Origin of the sequence: Nocardioides sp. BP30 (genome assembly GCF_029873215.1) — a bacterium.
In the GTDB taxonomy this organism is placed as follows: Bacteria; Actinomycetota; Actinomycetes; order Propionibacteriales; family Nocardioidaceae; genus Nocardioides.
In genome coordinates this window covers 1,863,588-1,880,967 of the sequence record NZ_CP123620.1, presented here as the reverse complement: position 1 = coordinate 1,880,967, position 17,380 = coordinate 1,863,588, and the positions used below count along the sequence as shown (strand labels likewise).

Genomic DNA, 17,380 nt, shown 5'->3' with positions numbered 1-17,380 from the left:
TCTCGTGGCTCCCGCGCGTCGAACCTGGCAAGAGCACGACGCGGCAGCCGGTCCGCCCGAGGGCATACCGAGGGAATCTCCGGGGCACTTGCTGCGTTGTCATCAACATCGGGCTAGTGCCCGCTGCGTGAGGAGGGCCCCATGGCGACGAAGACCGCGACACGTGAGATCGAGGGACGCGACAGCGTCGGTCTCTACCTGGACGAGATCGCGCGCAACGACCTCCTGGACGCGGCCAAGGAGGTAGAGCTCTCCAAGGCGATCGAGGCCGGGTTGATGGCCGAGCACCTGCTGGCGGAGAGGCGCACGGGCCGCAAGGCACCGGGCGGCGCCACCCGCGAGGAGCTCGAATGGCTGGCCGAGGAGGGCCAGAAGGCCGTCGACCAGTTCATCACCGCGAACCTGCGGCTGGTGGTATCGATCGCCCGGAAGTACGGCCGTGCCCAGATGCCGATGCTCGATCTGATCCAGGAGGGCAACACCGGCCTGATCCGGGCCGTCGAGAAGTTCGACTACACCAAGGGCTACAAGTTCTCCACCTACGCCACGTGGTGGGTGCGACAGGCCATCACCCGAGGCATCGCCCAGCAGGCCCGCGTCGTACGGCTGCCGGTGCACGTGGTGGAGGAGCTCAACCAGGTCGGTGGCGCCCGCCGCACCCTGGAGCGCCAGCTCGGTCGCGACCCGGAGCCGGAGGAGATCGCCAAGGAGCTGGGCATGGAGGTCGAGCGCGTGCTGGACCTGATGGCCTGGGGACGCGAGCACGTCAGCCTCGATTCGCCCGTCGACGAGGACGGCGACACCTCGCTGGGCGACCTGATGGCCCAGGAGACCTCGCCGGGTCCGGACTCGACCGTCCTGGACACCGAGTCCCGGGAGCGGCTCAACAGCCTGGTCGGGCAGCTCGACGACCGGGCCGCCGACATCATCCGGGCCCGCTACGGCCTGGTCGACGGCCGCCAGCACAAGCTCGCCGACATCGGCCAGAAGCACGGCATCTCGGCCGAGCGCGTGCGCCAGCTGGAGCGTGAGGCGCTGCAGAAGCTGCGGCGCTTCGCCGACCCCGATCTGGCGGCCTGAGGCCTCAGCTCGGGACCAGCCGCTCGAAGACCTCCGCTACTGCTTGGCGGAGGTCTTCGCGCGTCCCGGTGTTCTCGATGACGTACGTCGCCACGGCGCGCCGCTGGTCCCGGGTCGCCTGGGCGGCGATCCGGGCGAGCGCGTCCTCGCGAGTCATCGCGCGGTCGCGCAGCAGACGCTCGATCTGCGTCTCCTGCGGTACGTCGACCACGACGACAGCGTCGAACCGCTCCGCCTGACCGGTCTCGGCCAGCAACGGGATGTCGTGCACGACGACCGATCCGGCCGGGGCCGCGGCCTCGAGCTCGGCACCGCGCTCGCGGACGAGGGGGTGGACGATCGCCTCCAGCATGCGCAGCTTGTCCGGGTCGGCGAAGACCAGGGCACCGACCTTGGGCCGATCCATCTCGCCTCCCGGGGTCAGCACCTCGGGACCGAACGCGTCGACGATCCTCGCCAGGCCAGGGGTCCCCGGGGCGACCACGTCCCGCGCCAGCTGGTCGGCGTCGATCACCACAGCCCCCAGCTCGGCCAACAGCGCCGAGACAGTGCTCTTGCCCGAGGCGATACCGCCGGTGAGTCCCACTCGCATGGAAGGTGAGACTACTGCTCGACGATGAGCCGCAGGATCCGGTCCAGCGCGGCACGGTCCTCCGGTGCCAGGACGGCGAGCAGGTCCTCTGCCTGCGTCGTTCGTGCCTCCTCCAGGAGCGCCGACACCTGCCGACCCCTGGCCGTGGGGACGACCGAGGTCGCGCGCCGATCGGCCGGGTCGGCCTCGCGGATCACCAGCCCGCGCTCCTGCAGCGCGTCGACGACCTCGGTCGCCGAGCGGGGCACGATGCGCAGTTCGTCGGCGATCGCGGAGAGTCGCAGCGCGCCTGCCTCGCAGACCACCCGCAGGGCCCGAGCCTGGCCGGGGGTGATCTCCCAGCGCGCCATCGCGGCGCCGTAGCGACGTCGCAGCGTGCGAGCAGCCGCCATCAACAGGTCACCCGTCGCTTCCACGGAATGAATCCTACCGATGGTGCGTTCGCCTCATAGTGAGGTAACCTCAACGAAAGAGGTGAGAGATGAGTGACTTCATGACGGCGGTGCGCGCCGGCGCACCGGGCCGCGGCGCCCGGATCGCCGCCTCCGGCGGCCGAGACGGCCGCGACCCGCACAACAAGGCGAGCGACAGGCGACAGCTCCGGGAGCATCCCGTCGAGCTGCGCCGCATCGCGCGCCTGTTCGCCCCCCACCGCGCCACGCTCGGCGTGGTCGTCCTGCTCATCGTGGCCAGCTCCGTCATCGGGCTTGCCCAGCCGTTCCTGGTCCGTCACGTCATCGACCAGGCGCTCCCCCGCCACGACCACGCGCTGCTGATCGGCTGCGTCGCGGCCATGGTCGGCGTCGCCATCGTGACCGCCGCCCTCGGCGTCGGGCAGACACTGCTCTCCACGCGGGTGGGCCAGCAGGTCATGCACCAGCTGCGCACCGGCCTCTTCGCCCACCTGCAGCGACAGTCCGTCGGCTTCTTCACCCGCACCCGCGGCGGCGAGATCCAGTCGCGCATCATCAACGACATCGGTTCCATGCAGGCCGTCGTCACCAGCACTGCCACCTCGATCGCCGCCAACGTGACAGTGGTCGTGGGCACCATCGTCGCCATGCTCGCGATGGACTGGCGGCTCGCACTGATCAGCCTGGTGGTGCTGCCGCCGGCCGTCGTCACCACCCGCCGCGTCGCCCGCCTGCGCTATGCGGTGACGAACGAGCGCCAGGCCAAGATGGCCGACCTGCACGTCCAGATCGAGGAGGGGCTCTCCGTCAGCGGCATCCTGCTGACCAAGACCCTCGGCGCAGCACCGGCCCTGGCGGACCGGTTCGAGGAGACGAGCCGCGACCTGATCGAGCTCGAGGTCCGCTCCACCCTCGCCGGGCGCTGGCGGATGGCATGGATGCAGATCGTGTTCGCCGCGGTGCCGGCCGCCCTCTACCTGGCAGCCGGCTTCCCCGCCACGAGCGGGGGGATGACGATCGGCACCCTGGTGGCGTTCGTGTCGCTCCAGGGCTCCCTGTTCCGGCCGCTGATGGGCCTGCTCAACGTCGGCGTCGACGTCACCTCGAGCCTGGCCCTGTTCAGCAGGATCTTCACCTACCTCGACCTGCCCGTCGAGATCGACGACCCGGTCAGCCCGACCAGCCTCGGTGCGGTGCGCGGAGAGGTCACCTTCGACCACGTCGGGTTCGCCTACGACACGACGCCGGTGCTGCACGACATCACACTGTCCGTTCCCGCGGGCGGCAGCCTGGCCCTGGTCGGCGCGACCGGCAGCGGCAAGTCCACCCTGGCCGGACTGGTCGCGCGCCTCCACGACCCGGTCGCGGGCCGGGTGCTGCTCGACGGGGTCGACCTGCGTGACCTCACCCTGGCCGACGTCGCCGATGCCGTCGGGGTGGTGACCCAGGAGACCTACCTGCTGCACGCCACCGTCCGGGAGAACCTGCGGCACGCCCGTCCCGACGCCACCGATGCGGAGATCGAGGCCGCTGCCCGCGCCGCCCAGATCCACGACCTGATCGCCGCGCTGCCCGACGGCTACGACACCATGGTGGGTTCGCGGGGACACCGGTTCTCCGGCGGCGAGCAGCAACGGCTGGCCATCGCCCGCACCCTGTTGCGCGATCCGCGCGTCCTGGTGCTCGATGAGGCCACCAGCGCGCTCGACAACACCACCGAGCGCGAGGTGCAGGCCGCCCTCGACCGGCTGGCGGAGGGCCGCACCACGATCACGATCGCCCACCGGCTCAGCACGGTGCGCAACGCCGACCTCATCGCGGTGATGGATCACGGCCGGATCGTCGAGCTCGGCACCCACGAGGAGCTCCTGCTCGCCGGCGGCACCTACGCCGAGCTGGTGCGCGGCGGGCTCCAGCAGGCGGCGTGAGGCGGCAGCCGTGCGAGGCGGTCGCCGGCACCCGGACGTGCAGCCGCGTCGCCCGAGCCACGTCACCCGAGCCATGTTGCCCGAGGCGCGACGAATCAGCTGCCGAAACGGCGCCGGTAGGCCTGCGGGCTGATGCCCCGGGCCTTGAGGAAGTGGTGCCGCAGGGTGGCGGCGTTGCCGAAGCCGACCTCCTGCGCGATCCACTCCACCGAGCGGTCCGACTGCTCGAGCAGCTCCTCGGCCCGCAGCAGCCGCTGGCGCGTCACCCAGGCGTGCGGCGTCGCGCCGGTCTCGGCACGGAACCGGCGGGCGAACGTGCGCGGCGACATCAGCGAGCGTCGGGCCAGTGACTCGACGTCGAGGTCCTCACCGAGGTTGGCGGCGATCCAGCCGAGCAACGGGCCGAGCGTCTCGGCCTCACACTCGGGCACCGCCCGGGCGATGAACTGCGCCTGGCCGCCGTCGCGCTGCGGCGGCACCACCATCCGGCGGGCGATCGTGCTGGCGATCGCGGCGCCGTACTCCTCGCGCCAGATGTGCAACGAGGCATCCAACCCGGCTGCGGTGCCGGCGCTGGTGACGACCTGGCCGGAGTCGACGTAGAGCACCTCCGGCACCACCTTCGCCTCGGGGTGTCGCTCGGCGAGCTCGTCGGTGTACATCCAGTGCGTCGTGCACTCGCGCCCGTCGAGCAGACCGGCAGCGCCCAGCGTGAAGGCGGCCGAGCAGTAGCTCAGCAGCCGGGCGCCGCGCGCGTACGCCGCCTGCAGTGCCGCGACGACCTCGGGTGGCACCTCCGGACCGCGCCCGGTCGCGGGCACCGCCACCAGGTCCGCCTCGGCGACCCGCCCCAGATCGTGATCGGCGGTGATGCCGAAGCCGAGTCGGGTGCGGACCGATCCGGCCCGCGGGGCGCAGACCGCGAAGTCGAGCAACGGCACGCCGTGATCGCGGCGATCCAGGCCGAACGCCTCGCAGGCGGAGCCGAACTCGAACGGGTTCACCCCGTCGAAGATGACCACCGCGACGTTGGACAGCACGAGTCGAGCCTGTCATCTGGCAGTAAATCGCGCAAGAGTGTCATCCCTGCCACTCGTGGCCGGATCTGAACGAGCGCACGATTCATGCCATGACCATCATCGCCGCGCTGCTCCTGCTGATCGCCCTGACCTCGTTGATCGCCTGGGCCACCCACGACCGCTTCGCCACCCGTCGCCGGCCCGCCTGGTTCGACTGAGCGAGCACCGACAACGCCGAAGGCCCGACCCCCAGCAGGGAGTCGGGCCTTCGATCCTCACGTGCGTCCGGTGCGTGCCCGGCGCGCTCGATCAGTTGTTGCCGGTCAGCTTCTCGCGCAGAGCCTGCAGCGCCTCGTCCGAGGCGAGCGAGCCGCCGGTCTCCTCGGCGGCCGGAGCCGCGGAGGAGTACGAGGTGGCCTCGCCGGCCTCGGCCTCGGCCTGCTTGGCCTCGGCCTGCTGCTTGACGTGGGCCTCCCAGCGAGCGTGCGCCTTGGCGTACTGCTCCTCCCAGGCGGCGCGCTGCTCGTCGAAGCCCTCGAGCCACTCACCGGTCTCCGGGTCGAAGCCCTCCGGGTAGATGTAGTTGCCCTGCTCGTCGTAGGTCGCAGCCATGCCGTAGAGGGTCGGGTCGAACTCCTCGACGTCCGCGGCGGCCGTGGTCTCGTTGGCCTGCTTGAGGGACAGCGAGATCCGGCGACGCTCGAGGTCGATGTCGATGATCTTGACCATGACGTCGTCGTTGACCTGGACGACCTGCTCCGGGATCTCGACGTGGCGCTCGGCCAGCTCCGAGATGTGGACCAGGCCCTCGATGCCCTCCTCGACGCGGACGAACGAGCCGAACGGCACCAGCTTGGTGACCTTGCCCGGGACGATCTGACCGATCTGGTGGGTACGGGCGAAGTGCTGCCACGGGTCCTCCTGGGTCGCCTTCAGCGACAGGGAGACACGCTCGCGGTCCATGTCCACGTCGAGAACCTCGACGGTGACCTCGTCGCCCACGGTGACGACCTCGGACGGGTGGTCGATGTGCTTCCAGGACAGCTCGGAGACGTGCACCAGACCATCGACGCCGCCGAGGTCCACGAACGCACCGAAGTTGACGATCGAGGAGACGACGCCCTTGCGGATCTGGCCCTTCTGGAGCTGGGTCAGGAAGCCGTGGCGAACCTCGGACTGGGTCTGCTCGAGCCAGGCACGGCGCGAGAGGACCACGTTGTTGCGGTTCTTGTCGAGCTCGATGATCTTGGCCTCGAGGGTCTGGCCGACGTAGGGCTGCAGGTCGCGGACGCGACGCATCTCCACGAGCGACGCCGGCAGGAAGCCGCGCAGACCGATGTCGAGGATCAGGCCGCCCTTGACGACCTCGATGACGGTGCCCTCGACGACGCCGTCCTCATCCTTGATCTGCTCGATGGTGCCCCAGGCACGCTCGTACTGAGCGCGCTTCTTGGACAGGATCAGACGACCCTCCTTGTCCTCCTTCTGGAGGACGAGAGCCTCGACCTTGTCGCCGACCGCGACAACCTCGGAGGGGTCGACGTCGTGCTTGATCGACAGCTCACGCGAGGGGATGACGCCCTCGGTCTTGTAGCCGATGTCGAGCAGAACCTCGTCGCGGTCCACCTTGACGATGGTGCCGTCGACGATGTCGCCGTCGTTGAAGTACTTGATGGTCTCGTCGATGGCGGCGAGGAAGGCCTCTTCGGACCCGATGTCGTTGACCGCGACCTGCGGCGCGTCGTAGTCCGGAAGGGAGATGGTCGTCATATTGAAGGATTGTCCTTGGATGGGCAGATAGTCGTACGGGCGCGCGAGGAAGCCTCGTTTTCACTACCGACCGGTTGGAGCACCGAGCACCAGTTCGTCGAACTCGGCATCAATAGCGAGCCTGGATCCGCTCGGTCTGGGACCTGGGCAGACTCCACACGCCCTATCAGGGTACGACGCCGGGCGGGGCCGCGTCCAACCGCGGCGTCAGCCCGCTTCCGCACCCACGACGACGCCGGGATCGGCACCTGTCAAGGGTGATCTGGACCAGTGCGACCAGTATCCGGCGTACCGATAACCCGCGCTCGCGCCCCTCGTTGGAGGCGCGACGATCCGCCGCTGTCCCCGCATCGGTGACGGACCGTCGCGATCACGACTCCCCTCGCCCGGAACGGGAGTCGTCGCACGACGACTGCTCCTGCGGGATCAGCCCAGACCGCACCATGGCGGGGCGGGGGCGGGCGCGGAACCGACCGGTCCGCGCCCGCTTCGTCATCGCGGACATCGGTAGAGTCTGTCCGCGTGGAGCAACCGATCGTCTGGCCCGCGCCCACGCCGGTGCGAGCCGAGCGCCGCCCCGTCAGCGAGGACGAGTCCCGCCGGGCCAACGGGCCCGACTGGGACCGCTACGCGGACGAGTACCAGGACACCCACGGCACCTTCCTCGGGGACATCGGCTTCGTCTGGGGACCGGAGGGCATCGGCGAGGCCGAGCTGCGGGTCCTGGGCGACATCGCCGACAAGGACGTGCTGGAGCTCGGCTCCGGCGCCTGCCAGTGCTCGCGCTGGGTCCGGACGCAGGGTGGTCGGGCGACCGGGCTGGACCTGTCCCACCGCCAGCTGCAGCACTCGCGGCGCATCGACGAGTCCACCGGCGTCGTCGTCCCCGCCGTCCAGGCGACGGCCACCCAGTTGCCGTTCCGGACCGGCAGCTTCGACGTGGTGTTCTGCTCGTTCGGCGCCCTGCAGTTCGTCAAGGACATCGACGTCGCCGTCGGCGAGGTGGCACGCGTGCTGCGGCCAGGCGGCCGGTTCGCGTTCTCGATCACCCACCCGACGCGCTGGATGTTCCCCGACGACCCCGGCGAGGAGGGCCTGATCGCCTCGCAGTCCTACTGGGACCGCACGCCGTACGTCGAGGTCGACGACGCGACCGGTCTCACCACCTACGTGGAGCATCACCGCACCCTGGGCGACTGGGTCGCGCTGCTCGCCGGCGCCGGATTCCGGATCACCGACCTGGTCGAGCCGCAGTGGCCCGAGCACCACGAGCGGGTCTGGGGCGGCTGGTCCCGGACGCGGGGGCTGATCACGCCGGGGACGGCCATCTTCGCGGGGAACCTCGACTGAGCCGGGGCGCGGCAGCGGAGGACAGACACACGTAGGGGGCGACGGCCTGTGCGAACAGGCCGTCACCCCCTCGGATGTCGGGTGAATCCCCGAAGCGAGCCGCCTAGGCCCAGAAGCGGCGCCGCAGCAGCATCCCGCCGGCCGCCACCACCAGCAGGCCTCCGCCCAGCAGCGTGCGGGTCACGTTGCGGCCGACCTGGCCGTCGGCGCCGGTGATGACGAACTGGTAGGCCATCAGCGACGACGCGCCCTTCGGCGCACCTACCGCCATCGCCTCGGTGTTGGCGCGCTTGGCACCGGCGACGAGCTCGGCGTACATCTCGCCGTAGCTCTGCGCGGTGTCCTCACCGGCCGCGGCGATCTTCTGGCTGCCCTTCACCGACAGCTTCTTGGCACCCGCCACGATCTTGGGGGCACCGGCCGAGGCGGTCCCGAGACCGTCGTCGATCTGACCGGCGCCGTCCGCGGCGGTTCCCAGGCCGTCGGCGAGCTGATGCGCGCCGGTGTTGGCCTGACCGAGGCCGTCGCTGAGCTGGCCTGCACCCGTCGAGAGCTTGGTGCTGCCCGCCGCCAGCTGGTTGACGCCCGAGCGCAGCTTCGGCACGGCGTGGTCGAGCTTCTTCCCGCCGGCGACCAGGGCCGCCATGCAGCCACGCAGCGTCTGCTTCGTCTTGTCCGTCGGGCAACCCGAGGAGGGGGTGCCGAGTCCGTTGGCGATGTCCTGCAGCGACGACTGCACCTGCTTGAGGCCGATCCCGATCAGTCCCGCCTTGAAGGCCAGGTCGGTCGGCAGGGCGCCAGCGGTCCACTTGCCCGAGGAGTCCTTCGACAGCCATTTGCGAGCGGCGTCGAGGGCGGCGGTCTTGTCCGCCGAGTCGGGCAGATTCGCCAGATGATTCTCGATCGCTGCGAGAGAGCCCGCGACCGTGTTCAGGTTCTCGTTCTCGGCGTCGGCGGCAGTGCCCAGCTCGGTCTGCACCGTGTTCGCCCAGCCGACCAGCTGCTGCAGCTGCGCCTTCTTGTCCGGGTCCGTGACGCCGTCGTAGAGCGTGGTGAGGCCGGCGGCGATCTGTTGCTGTCCGTCGGAGATCTGGCTGACTCCGTCGGCCAGGGCCGGCGCCTTGGACTTCAGCTTCTTCAGGCCCGCGGTCAGTTGGCCGGCGCCGTCGGCGAGCTGCTTGCCGCCGTCATCGAGCTGGGTGGTCCCGTCGGCAAGCTTCGCGGCTCCCGGTGCGGCAGTGTCCTTCAGGCCGGTGCTGAGCTGGCCGGCGCCGTCGTGCAGCTTGATCAGACCGGCGACCAGGTCGGAGGCGCCGCCCTGGAGCTTGACCAGGCCGGCGTCCATCTTCAGCGCGCCCGCGGTCAGCTGGACACCGGTGTCGGCACCGCCCTTGTAGCTGGAGGCGGCGCTGGCGAAGGTCGGGCTGGCCAGCGGGTCCACGGGCAGCGCGTTGATCTCGGCGCTGGGGACGACGCCGTCGGTGATGTCGGCGCTGTAGCCGAACGTCGCCTCCGCGGGCCCGATCGGCGGCAGCAGCGTGAGGGTGAACTGCATCAGCGTCCCACCGTGACCGTCGCCGCCCATGCTCGCCTCGTGCGAGGAGACGTCGCGGAAGTCGGTCGGCGCATCGACGCTCATGCTGGCGACCATCGGGATCGGCACGTTCACCATCTTGCTGACGGTGCCGCCCTTGCCGTCGTCGAAGCTGAGCTGGGTGGGCTTCCCGCTGGTGTTCTTGATCGTGTACGAGACGTCCAGGTGGCCCGACTTGCCGACGATGTCGGCAGCTTTGACCGGCTTGCCGTTCAGCTTGTACGAGACCTTGAGCGTGAGCGGCAGATCGCCGTGGTAGTTGCTGACCGTGCGCAGGTCCTTCTCACCGTCGACGGTGGTGTCGACGATCTGGTTGCCGTCCTTGACGTGCACCCCGGAGAAGCTGTCGAGGTTGCGCAGGCCGCTGGTCGTGATCGGGTTGACCACGTCCGCCTTGCCGTGCCCGGTGAGGACCAGCTGCTCGTAGATGTGCTGCTGGCCGAGCTTGCCGTCGGGACTGACGTAGACCTGCACGGTCTCGGTGTTGCTGACGTCGACCCCCGCCCCGGCGGTGCCGGTGGCGGCGCTGGCGGCTCCGGTGCCGAGCAGACCCGTGGTCAGGACGGCGGCGATGGCGAGCGGCCGGATGAGGGGGGTGCGGTTCATCGGGTCACCTCGGTGTTGGGAGCGGCGGTGGTGGCAGCGGTGTCGGTCAGCCGATCGCGGCGCGGCCGCATCGACCAGGTCGACGCGCTCGGCGTGACATCGGGAGCGGTGTCGCCGGCGGGAACCCGCCCGGCGGAGAGCACCGCGACGGCGAAGCCGACGGCTACGGCGAACACCAGAGCGGTGGCGGCGTCGAGCGAGGTGGAGACGACCCGGGGCTCGTCGGCCACGAACGCAGCCTCGTAGGAGGCACTGAACAGCACGACGCCGAGCAGCATCGCCGACAGCGGCAGCCGGCCCCGCGCCACGGCGAGGGCGATCAGACAGATGACCAGGGTGACGACGGCAGCCACCGCCCGGCCACCCTCGGTGTCGGGCAGCAGGCCCGCGCGCAGCAGGAAGCCGATCCAGACCGCAACGAAGCCGACGGCGAAGGAGCCCAGCCGCGTCCAGGCCGAGCGGTCCGGGATGAGTGCCACGATCGCGCCGGCAAGGACGCCCGCCAGGGCATAGGGCTCGATCTCCAGGTCGAGCGCGGAGCTCACCGCGATCACGACCACGACGGCGACCGCCAGCACGGCCGGCGTCAGCAAGGACGACAAAGTTGCGCGCATCGCGCGGACTCCCTCCAGATGCGTCCCGCGGCCCAACCTGCGCGCGGGGGTTTGCTACCCGCGGGTCACAAACTGTCGTGAAGTGTAGGTTGCGTCACACTTTTTGCCCATTCAACGGGGCGTTAGATGCCGATTCGAAATAGTTAACCCCCAGTTACACCTCCCGACGGCGGGCGCGCTCGCGGCGTGCTGATCCGACCGGTCGGCATCGCGTGGCCTAGGCTCTGTCTCCGTGACTGTGACGGCTCCCCCATCCGGCCGCTCCAGGCTGCTGTCGTTCTTCCAGGGCAGCGGCGGTCTCGCGATCGCCATCGTGGTCATGAACGTCGCCACCTACGGCTTCCAGATCGCTGCGGCGCGGCGGCTCGGCCCGGAGCAGTACGGCGGCGTCGCCAGCCTGATGGCCCTCCTGCTGGTGATCGGCGTCGTGCAGCTGGGCCTCCAGGCGACGGCCGCGCGCCGCATCGCTGCCGCACCCGACCACATCGCGAGCATCGAGCGGACGATCAAGACGGTCAGCCTCCGCGGCAGCCTCGTCGTCGGAGCGATCATGCTGGTCGCCTCCCCGCTCGTGTGGCATCTGCTCCAGCTCGACAGCATCGTCCCGGCGCTCCTGGTCGCCGTGGTCGCCGTACCCCTCACCATGATCGGCGGGCAGGCGGGCATGCTGCAGGGCGAGCGCCGCTGGCTCCCGCTCTCGCTGCTCTACCTGGGGCTCGGCATCCCGCGCCTGCTCGTCGGCACCGTCTGCATCCTGATCAGACCCAGCGAGACCTCGGCGATGGTGGGGGTGACCCTGGCGGCCTTCGTTCCGGTGGTGGTCGGCTGGTGGGCGCTGCGCCACCCGCGTCCGGACGCCTCCCCGGCCGGGGCGCAGGAGCACTCGCTGCGCAACGTCGTCAACGAGACAGTGCGCAGCTCGACAGCGCTGCTCGCGTTCTTCGTGCTCTCCAACCTCGACATCGTGATCGCCCGCAACACCTTGAGCCACCACCAGGCGGGGCTCTACGCCGGTGGCCTGATCATGACCAAGGCCGTGCTGTTCCTGCCGCAGTTCGTGGTCGTCGTTGCCTTCCCCTCGATGTCGACCGAGGGCTCCCAGCGCAGCGCCCTGATGCGCAGCCTGGTGGCCGTCGGCATCGTCGGCGTGGCCTCGACGCTCGGGGCCTGGCTGCTCTCCGGGCTGGCCATGATCTTCGTCGGCGGTGCGTCGTACTCCGGCGTCCAGCACCGACTGTGGCTCTTCGCCGTCGTGGGCACGCTGCTCGCGATGCTGCAGATGCTGGTCTACGGCGTCCTGGCGCGCCAGCACCGCGGCGCCTCGCTCCTGGTGTGGGTCGCTGCTGTCGCACTGACGCTGGTGGGCATCACGATGGGATCCTTGACCCACCTGGTGCTGGTGGTCGTGGTCGTGGACGCGATCCTGACCGCTGTGCTGTTGGTCCTCAGCCTGCGACACCTGCAGGACGAGACGCCTGCCGCGGTCGCCTGAGGCTAGTGCGCCGCCTCGTGCCAGGAGCGGCCCGTCCCCACCGAGACATCGAGCGGTACGGCGAGGTCGGCGGCGCCGCCCATCTGCTCGCGGACCAGCGCCTCGAGCGCCTCGCGCTCGCCGACCGCCACCTCGAACACGAGCTCGTCGTGCACCTGCAGCAGCATCCGCGACGCGAGCCCTGAGGCGTCGAGAGCGGCCTGGGTGTTGAGCATGGCCACCTTGATCAGGTCCGCCGCCGATCCCTGGATCGGCGCGTTGAGCGCCATCCGCTCGGCCATCTCACGACGCTGCCGGTTGTCGCTGGTCAGGTCGGGCAGGTAGCGACGGCGGCCCAGGATGGTCTCGGTGAAGCCGGTGCGACGAGCCTCGTCCACGACGCCGGCCAGGTAGTCGCGGATGCCCCCGAAGGTCTGGAAGTAGTCGTCCATCAGGCCGCGGGCTTCCGCGGGCTCGATGCCCAGCTGCTGGGAGAGACCGAAGGCGGACAGGCCGTAGGCCAGGCCGTAGTTCATCGCCTTGATCTTGGCGCGCTGCTCGGAGGAGACCTCGTCGGCCGGCACCCCGAACACGCGGGAGGCGGTGGTGGCGTGGAAGTCGTGGCCGGACCGGAACGCCTCGATCAGGGCCTGGTCGCCGGACAGGTCCGCCATGATCCGCATCTCGATCTGGCTGTAGTCGGCCGTCATCAGGCAGTCGTACGCCGTGCCCCCCACGCTGTGCCCCACCACGAAGGCCTCGCGGATCCGGCGGCCCTCCTCGGTGCGGATCGGGATGTTCTGCAGGTTGGGATCGGTGCTGGAGAGCCGACCGGTGGCGGCGATCGTCTGGTTGAACGTCGTGTGGATGCGACCGTCCGGCTGCACGGTCTTGAGCAGCCCCTCGATCGTCACCCGCAAGCGGGTGACGTCGCGGTGGCGCAGCAGCGCGAGCAGGAACGGGTGCTCGGTCTTGACGTAGAGCGCCTGCAGCGCGTCGGCGTCGGTGGTGTAGCCGGTCTTGGTGCGCTTGGTCTTGGGCATGTCGAGCTCGTCGAAGAGCACCACCTGCAGCTGCTTGGGAGAGCCGAGGTTGATCTCCTTGCCGATCACCGCGTAGGCCTCCTCGGCGGCCTGCTTCACCTCGGCGGCGAAGTGCCGTTCCAGGTCGTCGAGATGGTCGGCATCGATCGCGATCCCGGTCTGCTCCATCCGCGCGAGCAGGCCCAGCAGCGGCAGCTCGAGGTCGGCCAGCAGGCGCGTGCCGCCGGCACCCTCGAGCTCGGTGTCCAGCGCGTGCGCCAGGTCCAGGACGGCGCGGGCGTGGAGCATCGCGGTGGCGGCGAGGTCGTCGGCGCCGCCCTCGAGCTCGTCGAAGAGCGCGCCCTGCCCGTCGTCCGCTTCGGACTTGAGCTCGCGCTTGAGGTAGCGCAGGGTCAGGTCCGCCAGATCGTAGGAGCGCTGGTCGGGACGCACCAGGTAGGCGGCGAGGGCGGTGTCGCTGGCGAGACCCGCCAGCGGCCAGCCGTGGGCGGCGAGTGCGAGCTGGGGACCCTTGGCGTCGTGGAGCACCTTGGGCCTCCGGGCGTCGGCGAGCCAGGTGGCGAGCGCCGTCTCGTCCTCGGGTGTCAGGTCGGCGACCTCGAGGTAGCCGGCACGACCGGCACCGTCCGGGGTGGGCGCGGTGGCGAAGGCGATGCCGTCGACGCGGCCCGTGCCCGAGCCCCAGGCACCGCGCACGTGCAACCCGATCCGGTCCGAGCCGAGTCCGTCGAGGAACCCGGCGACCTCGCCGGCGGCGAGCTTGCGCCCGTCGAGGTCGAAGCCCCCCTCCTCGATCTGCTCCTCGCTGGTGAGGGTCTCGAAGAGCCGGTCGCGCAGCACGCGGAACTCCAGGCTGTCGAAGAGCGTGTGCACCTCCTGCCGGTCCCACGGCTGGACCGCCAGGTCGGCCGGGCCGCGCCCGAGCTCGAGGTCGCAGACCAGCGCGTTGAGCTGGCGGTTGCGGATCACGTCGCCGAGGTGGGCCCGCAGGTTGTCACCGGCCTTGCCCGTGATCTTGTCGGCATGCGTGATCACGTTGTCGAGGCCGTCGTAGGTGGCGATCCACTTCGCCGCGGTCTTGGGCCCGACACCGGGCACGCCGGGAAGATTGTCGGAGTCCTCCCCCACCAGCGCCGCCAACTCGGGATAGCGCTGCGGGCTCACGCCGTACTTCGCCTCGACCGCCTCCGGCGTCATGCGGGCCAGGTCGGACACGCCGCGCATCGGGTAGAGCACCGTCACCTCGTCGCGGACCAGCTGCAGCGAGTCGCGGTCGCCGGTCAGGATGAGGACGTCCATCCCGTGCTCGCGCGCCTGCGTCGCGAGAGTGGCGATGATGTCGTCGGCCTCGAAGCCGTCCTTCTTCAGGAACGGGATGTGCAGGGCGGTCAGGACGTCCTCGATCAGCGGCAGCTGGCTCTTGAACTCGTCGGGCGTCTTGTTCCGCTTGGCCTTGTACTCGCTGTACTGCTCCATCCGGAACGTCTGCCGGGAGACGTCGAAGGCGACGGCGACGTGGGTCGGCTGCTCGTCGCGCAGCACGTTGATGAGCATCGAGGTGAAGCCGTAGACCGCGTTCGTGTGCTGGCCGGTGGTGGTCGAGAAGTTCTCCACCGGCAGCGCGAAGAAGGCTCGGTAGGCCAGCGAGTGGCCGTCGAGCAGCAGCAGGCGCGGACGGGCGGAGGAGGCGATGTGGCTCGGCACAGGCCGAGCCTATCCGCCCTCACCGACAGGTTCGGTCCCCGGCTTCTGCCACCATGCTGGCATGACGAACGCCGAGACGACCCCCGCCACGAGCGAGCAGCTGCGCGCCTTCATCGACTCCATGCCGCACGGCATGGGCGGCCTCAACGACAAGATGGGCGTCGAGCTGCTCGAGGCGAGTCCCGAGCGCGTGGTCGCGACCATGCCGGTCGAGGGCAACACCCAGCCGTACGGGTTGCTGCACGGCGGCGCCTCGATAGCGCTCGCGGAGACGCTCGGGTCGGTCGGCTCGGGGATGCACGCGCAGACGATGGGCAAGCTCGCGGTCGGGGTGGACATCAACGCCACCCACCACCGCTCGGCGACCCGGGGAACCGTGACGGGCGTGGCGACGCCGGCACACCTGGGACGCACGTCGGCGACGTACGAGGTCGTGGTGACCGACGAGCGGGGCAAGCGGGTGTGCACCGCTCGGATTACCTGCGCGCTGATCGATCCCGAGCGGGTCGGCTGAGGCGGGTCCTCCGGCGGCGTGCGGGCTCAGGCCGACGCCGAGGTACCCCGCGGCTGCCGCATCGAGCGCCGGGCGGCCAGCACCTGCCCGAGGTGACCGCGGTTCGCGACGGCTCGCTGGCCGGCTGTCAGCCGGGCGGTGAGCCGACCGCGCAGGATGGCGGTGGGGGCAACGCGCAGCGTCGCGTGCGAGCCGAAGCCGAGCCGGGCCAGGAAGCGGTTGCCGTCGCGCGAGGTGGACGAGGCTGCCGTCATCACGTGTCCCATGCCCAACTCGTCGGCGAAGGTCACGGCCGCCTCCATCAACGCCCGTCCGACGCCCTTGCGACGCGCCGAGGGCAGGACGTGCGGTGCCACCACCTGCATGACCGGCTCGAGGTTGATCGGGCTGAGGCTGGTGGCGCGCAGGAAGACAGCGCCGACCGGCTCGCCGTCGTACTGGGCGATCACCAGGCGCTGCTCCGGGGAGGCGGCGGCGGCCTTGATGACGACCTCGAGGTCGGCGACCTGATCCTGGCGATCGGCACGGCGCAGGCTGTGGTGCCAGACCTCCGCCAGGAAGAGCGCATCGGCAACCACGGCCTCACGCAGCGTCACGACTGAGCGCGTCACTCCAGTACACCCCACTAGTCGGTGGATCCCTCGGTCCTGGGAGCGCTCCCGTCCTCCCCCAGGACACGGGCTCCCAGCCGCAGAGAGTACGCCGCCCACACCGTTCGGTACACCCTTGACAGCGGCCGCCCGACCTGCGTAAAGGCCGCCGCCCCGTCCGAGGAGGCCGTGCGGGGACGCCGCTTGTTACGAACGTGAAAATCCGTCCCCCGATGGTGCGACAGAGCATGACGGCGGGTCTAGGGTGTGCGTCCATGATCAAGCGCACGTTGCTCGGCGTCACCGCCGCAGCCGCCACCCTGATGCTCGCCGCCTGCGGCAGTTCCTCGAACACTGCGACGGACACCTCGTCGACGACGGCCAGCGGCGCCGCCGCCAACCTGTCGCTGATCTCCTCGGGGACGCTCACCGTGTGCAGCGACGTCCCCTTCGCCCCGTTCGAGGACTTCGACAAGTCCTCCTCGCTCGGCTTCAAGGGCTTCGACGTCGACATCGTCTCCAAGCTGGCCAGCGACCTGGGTCTGAAGCTGAAGTACCTCGACGAGGACTTCGACGGCCTGCAGAGCGGCCTCACGCTCAACGCCGGCACCTGCGACCTCGTCGCCTCCGCGCTCACGATCACCCCCGACCGGGCCAAGCACCTCGAGTTCTCCGACGGCTACTACGACTCCGAGCAGTCGTTGCTGGTCCCGGACGGCTCCTCGATCACCTCGATCGCCGACCTCAAGGGCAAGAAGGTCGGTGTCCAGAAGGGCACCACCGGCAAGGACTACGCCACCGAGCATGCCAGCGGTGCCAGCATCGTCGACTTCCCCAGCGACGCCGAGGAGTTCCAGGCACTCAAGGCCGGTCAGGTCGACGCGCTGCTGCAGGACCTCCCGGTCAACCTGGCCCACCAGCAGGCCGGCGGCTACAAGGTCGTGGAGAAGTACAGCACCGGCGAGAAGTACGGGCTGGCCGCCAAGAAGGGCAACACCGGCCTGATCGACGCCATCGACGCCGACCTGGCCAAGATGAAGTCGGACGGCACGTACACCACGATCTACAACAAGTACTTCGCGACCAACTGAG

14 protein-coding genes are annotated in these 17,380 nt (G+C 70.1%); 6 read left to right on the top strand and 8 right to left on the bottom strand.

Annotated elements, in window-relative coordinates; all coding sequences use genetic code 11:
• Window positions 1-141 precede the first annotated feature (141 nt).
• Window positions 142-1,080, top strand: coding sequence for a sigma-70 family RNA polymerase sigma factor (locus P5P86_RS08845; protein WP_280610950.1), 939 nt, complete (start codon window positions 142-144; stop codon window positions 1,078-1,080).
• 4 nt (window positions 1,081-1,084) lie between these two features.
• On the opposite strand, the gene coaE is transcribed toward P5P86_RS08845, so the two are convergent.
• Entirely contained in the window at window positions 1,085-1,672 is a 588-nt protein-coding gene (gene coaE, locus P5P86_RS08840; protein ID WP_280610949.1) for a dephospho-CoA kinase, read from the bottom strand.
• Between the two features lie 11 nt (window positions 1,673-1,683).
• Entirely contained in the window at window positions 1,684-2,088 is a 405-nt protein-coding gene (locus tag P5P86_RS08835) for a MarR family winged helix-turn-helix transcriptional regulator (protein ID WP_280610948.1), read from the bottom strand.
• A gap of 65 nt (window positions 2,089-2,153) precedes the next feature.
• Here P5P86_RS08835 and P5P86_RS08830 point away from each other — a divergent pair, with 65 nt between their 5' ends.
• Window positions 2,154-4,013 (top strand): ABC transporter ATP-binding protein, encoded by a 1,860-nt coding sequence (locus P5P86_RS08830; RefSeq protein ID WP_280610947.1) that lies wholly within the window; start codon window positions 2,154-2,156, stop codon window positions 4,011-4,013.
• A 95-nt stretch (window positions 4,014-4,108) separates the two neighbouring features.
• On the opposite strand, the gene P5P86_RS08825 is transcribed toward P5P86_RS08830, so the two are convergent.
• Both P5P86_RS08825 and rpsA read right to left on the bottom strand, forming a co-directional pair.
• Window positions 4,109-5,053 (bottom strand): GlxA family transcriptional regulator, encoded by a 945-nt coding sequence (locus P5P86_RS08825; RefSeq protein WP_280610946.1) that lies wholly within the window; start codon window positions 5,051-5,053, stop codon window positions 4,109-4,111.
• A gap of 288 nt (window positions 5,054-5,341) precedes the next feature.
• Window positions 5,342-6,802, bottom strand: a complete 1,461-nt coding sequence (gene rpsA, locus P5P86_RS08820; RefSeq protein WP_280610945.1) for a 30S ribosomal protein S1 — start codon at window positions 6,800-6,802, stop codon at window positions 5,342-5,344.
• Window positions 6,803-7,324: 522 nt separating this feature from the next.
• On the opposite strand from rpsA, the gene P5P86_RS08815 reads away from it, so the two are divergent.
• Window positions 7,325-8,152, top strand: coding sequence for a class I SAM-dependent methyltransferase (locus P5P86_RS08815; protein WP_280610944.1), 828 nt, complete (start codon window positions 7,325-7,327; stop codon window positions 8,150-8,152).
• A 103-nt stretch (window positions 8,153-8,255) separates the two neighbouring features.
• On the opposite strand, the gene P5P86_RS08810 is transcribed toward P5P86_RS08815, so the two are convergent.
• Entirely contained in the window at window positions 8,256-10,352 is a 2,097-nt protein-coding gene (locus tag P5P86_RS08810; protein WP_280610943.1) for a hypothetical protein, read from the bottom strand.
• Entirely contained in the window at window positions 10,349-10,945 is a 597-nt protein-coding gene (locus P5P86_RS08805) for a hypothetical protein (RefSeq protein ID WP_280610942.1), read from the bottom strand. Before P5P86_RS08805 ends, P5P86_RS08810 begins: the two co-directional genes overlap by 4 nt.
• 253 nt (window positions 10,946-11,198) lie before the next feature.
• Between P5P86_RS08805 and P5P86_RS08800 the strand changes: the two genes are divergently transcribed.
• Window positions 11,199-12,458 (top strand): lipopolysaccharide biosynthesis protein, encoded by a 1,260-nt coding sequence (locus P5P86_RS08800; protein ID WP_280610941.1) that lies wholly within the window; start codon window positions 11,199-11,201, stop codon window positions 12,456-12,458.
• Window positions 12,459-12,460: 2 nt separating this feature from the next.
• Here the strand turns inward: P5P86_RS08800 and polA are convergent, their stop codons facing one another.
• Window positions 12,461-15,184 (bottom strand): DNA polymerase I, encoded by a 2,724-nt coding sequence (gene polA, locus P5P86_RS08795; protein WP_280610940.1) that lies wholly within the window; start codon window positions 15,182-15,184, stop codon window positions 12,461-12,463.
• A 61-nt stretch (window positions 15,185-15,245) separates the two neighbouring features.
• Between polA and P5P86_RS08790 the strand changes: the two genes are divergently transcribed.
• Window positions 15,246-15,698, top strand: a complete 453-nt coding sequence (locus P5P86_RS08790; protein WP_280610939.1) for a hotdog fold thioesterase — start codon at window positions 15,246-15,248, stop codon at window positions 15,696-15,698.
• 26 nt (window positions 15,699-15,724) lie between these two features.
• Here P5P86_RS08790 and P5P86_RS08785 read toward each other — a convergent pair whose 3' ends face one another.
• Complete coding sequence (locus P5P86_RS08785; RefSeq protein ID WP_280610938.1) at window positions 15,725-16,294, bottom strand: GNAT family N-acetyltransferase; 570 nt, start codon at window positions 16,292-16,294, stop codon at window positions 15,725-15,727.
• A 269-nt stretch (window positions 16,295-16,563) separates the two neighbouring features.
• Here P5P86_RS08785 and P5P86_RS08780 point away from each other — a divergent pair, with 269 nt between their 5' ends.
• The gene (locus P5P86_RS08780) at window positions 16,564-17,379 is read left to right on the top strand and encodes an ABC transporter substrate-binding protein (RefSeq protein ID WP_280610937.1); all 816 of its coding nucleotides are present in this window, start codon (window positions 16,564-16,566) and stop codon (window positions 17,377-17,379) included.
• The last annotated feature ends 1 nt before the right edge of the window (window position 17,380 follow it).